Origin of the sequence: Salinivibrio costicola subsp. alcaliphilus (assembly GCF_001996185.1) — a bacterium.
GTDB lineage: Bacteria > Pseudomonadota > Gammaproteobacteria > Enterobacterales > Vibrionaceae > Salinivibrio > Salinivibrio costicola.
Genome location: NZ_MUFR01000084.1, coordinates 1 through 2,528, shown reverse-complemented (window position 1 = coordinate 2,528; position 2,528 = coordinate 1). Strand labels below are relative to the sequence as shown.

At 46.4% G+C, this 2,528-nt stretch carries 3 protein-coding genes; 2 read left to right on the top strand and 1 reads right to left on the bottom strand.

The window, feature by feature from the left end:
- Positions 1-209: 209 nt before the first annotated feature.
- Positions 210-416: a transcription antiterminator/RNA stability regulator CspE gene (cspE, locus tag BZJ21_RS15155; RefSeq protein ID WP_025744354.1), complete on the bottom strand. Its 207-nt coding sequence runs from the start codon at positions 414-416 to the stop codon at positions 210-212.
- Positions 417-1,000: 584 nt separating this feature from the next.
- On the opposite strand from cspE, the gene BZJ21_RS15150 reads away from it, so the two are divergent.
- Positions 1,001-1,954, top strand: coding sequence for a slipin family protein (locus BZJ21_RS15150; protein ID WP_021024036.1), 954 nt, complete (start codon positions 1,001-1,003; stop codon positions 1,952-1,954).
- Between the two features lie 9 nt (positions 1,955-1,963).
- Complete coding sequence (locus BZJ21_RS15145; protein WP_077670240.1) at positions 1,964-2,434, top strand: NfeD family protein; 471 nt, start codon at positions 1,964-1,966, stop codon at positions 2,432-2,434.
- Positions 2,435-2,528 lie beyond the last annotated feature (94 nt).

Genomic DNA, 2,528 nt, shown 5'->3' with positions numbered 1-2,528 from the left:
GCGTTAGGTATTCAGGCTGGGAACCAGCCTAAAGAGGCAGCTTAGGCTTTCTTTTTGAAACTCCTTCAAAACGCGCAGCGTTTAGTGGGAGTTGTTCATTCGCATAGGGGCTGAATGCGATATCAATGTAGCTTAGTGTAATAACTTTAAATGACAGGTATAAAAAAAGGCGCTCTGATGAGCGCCTTTCTTCTTAAATTTGGTTTGGCTTACAGGCGAACGACGTTCGCAGCCTGTGGGCCTTTTTGACCTTGCTCGATATCGAACTCAACCTGCTGGCCTTCTGCTAGTGTGCGGAAGCCTTCACCAACGATAGCACGGAAGTGAACGAATACGTCTGGACCGTTCTCTTGCTGGATAAAACCGAAACCTTTCTCTTCGTTAAACCACTTAACGGAACCATTAGCTTTGGACATGGTGTCTCCTGAATATATTAACTAGGTGTTGCAGTGACGCGAGTGCCGTTAATCGACTCTATGGGCAAATGTAGCGAATATCTTCAGGACAACTAACTTTCCAGCCTAACGGTGGGGTGTTTCGATGTATCTATATTCAATTGCTGCATAAATTTCCGATTATTAAAGCTTAAAAACAGCTTCAACAGGACTACGCGTTGTTTGCGCGTTAGTTTGCTCATTTTCTGACTCTCTATGTCAAGGTGTCAACGGTAATGAGCACTGCCAACCAACACGGTTGAACAGATCTAAGAGTACACCCAAAAAAAGATAAGGTAAAATCCTTTTTCCAATGATATGGCCATCGTTGCGACAGGCTTTTACAAAAGTGGGATCACGCTCAGAGAGTCATGTCGTTCAATCGAGATAAAAAGAGGGGAAAAAGCGATCTGAGTGAGACGAGTGTCAAATTTACCATCGTTATCTGTCTTTCTACACTGACATTGGCGTATGCTTAAACTTCAGGCATGCAAGCGTTGTCGTCATGTCTGAGTCATTGTCACCCTCTATCAGCGTCGTGTTAGCGACAGTCATAGGATCCCTTAATGGATAACGTTTTTTTTGAAATATCGAGTTTTATTGGCGTATGGATAGTACTGGCGATCTTAGTGATTGTCGTACTGCGCAGTGCCATTACGTTTGTGCCACAAAATACTGCCTATGTGGTTGAAAGGTTTGGTAAGTACTATAAAACAATGGAAGCTGGGCTCAACGTCATTGTTCCCTTTATCGACCGTGTGGCGTATACACGGACTTTGAAAGAACAAGCCTATGATGTGCCTAGTCAGTCTGCGATTACGCGTGACAACATTTCGTTGGGTGTGGACGGTGTACTCTATATCAAAGTGCTTGATCCCTTTAAAGCCTGCTATGGCGTGAATGATTATGTCTATTCCGTCACGCAACTTGCGCAAACCACCATGCGTAGTGAAGTAGGTAAAATGGAGCTGGATAAAACGTTTGAAGAACGTGAAAGCTTGAACATTGCCATTGTCTCGGCCATCAACGAAGCGGCTCAGCCTTGGGGTGTACAAGTGCTTCGTTACGAGATAAAAGATATTGATCCTCCACGGTCGGTGCTCGAAGCAATGGAGCGTCAGATGAAGGCCGAACGTGAGAAACGTGCCGTGATCCTTGAGTCTGAAGGGGCTCGTCAATCAGATATTAACGTGGCAGAGGGTCAGAAGCAGTCACGGGTTTTAGCGGCAGAAGCGGAAAAAGCGGAACAAATTCTGAATGCGGAGGGTGAAGCGCAAGCCATTCTAGCCGTCGCTCAAGCTCAAGCCGAAGCGCTTGAAATTGTCGGGACACGAGCTATCACCGAAGAAGGTCAAAAAGCGATTCAGCTTGATTTAGCAGAGAAAGCAATTCGCGCGAAACAAGCAATTGCCAAAGAGTCGTCGGTCGTCTTGTTGCCTGATTCGGGCACGGGAGCTGCGAACGTGGTTGCAGAAGCGATGACCATCATTGAATCGCTTAACAAAACAAAAAGCAGTTAGGGTAAATACGTGAGTCACTATCTTGCAGAGTTAACTATTATCATTGGTCTGCTGTTGTTAGCTGCTGAAGTTTGGCTGCTCGGTTTGTCAACGATTGTCTTATTAGCAACCGGGTGTGCTGCGGTTTTAGTTGGGTTACTGGCCATGATTGGGGTCTTGCCCGAAACCGTGACCGCATTGTTTAGTGGTACTGGCATCGGCGCAGGATTACTTACCTTAGCGCTGTGGCGACCGCTTAAACGGTTACAGCATAAAGAACGTAGTCCGGACAATCGTCATAGTGACTTTATTGGACTGACCTTCGCTCTGACTTCACCATTAAGTCGCGAACAACTGTCGTCGGCCAAGTACTCTGGAGTGACATGGCAATTGCAACTGAGTGCTAACGCAGGGGATATTATCCTGCAGCCTGGTGAGCAAGTGAAAGTGATCGGTGTGGATGTAGGCCGGTTTACTGTTGAGCCCGTTTTATCATCGTAAGCGGGTATTTCTACCCGCCTGGTGATTGAATGGGCGCTTTGTTATAGGGCAATAAATCGCTGACATCACAGCTCTCTTCTCGCTGAGGTAGCTC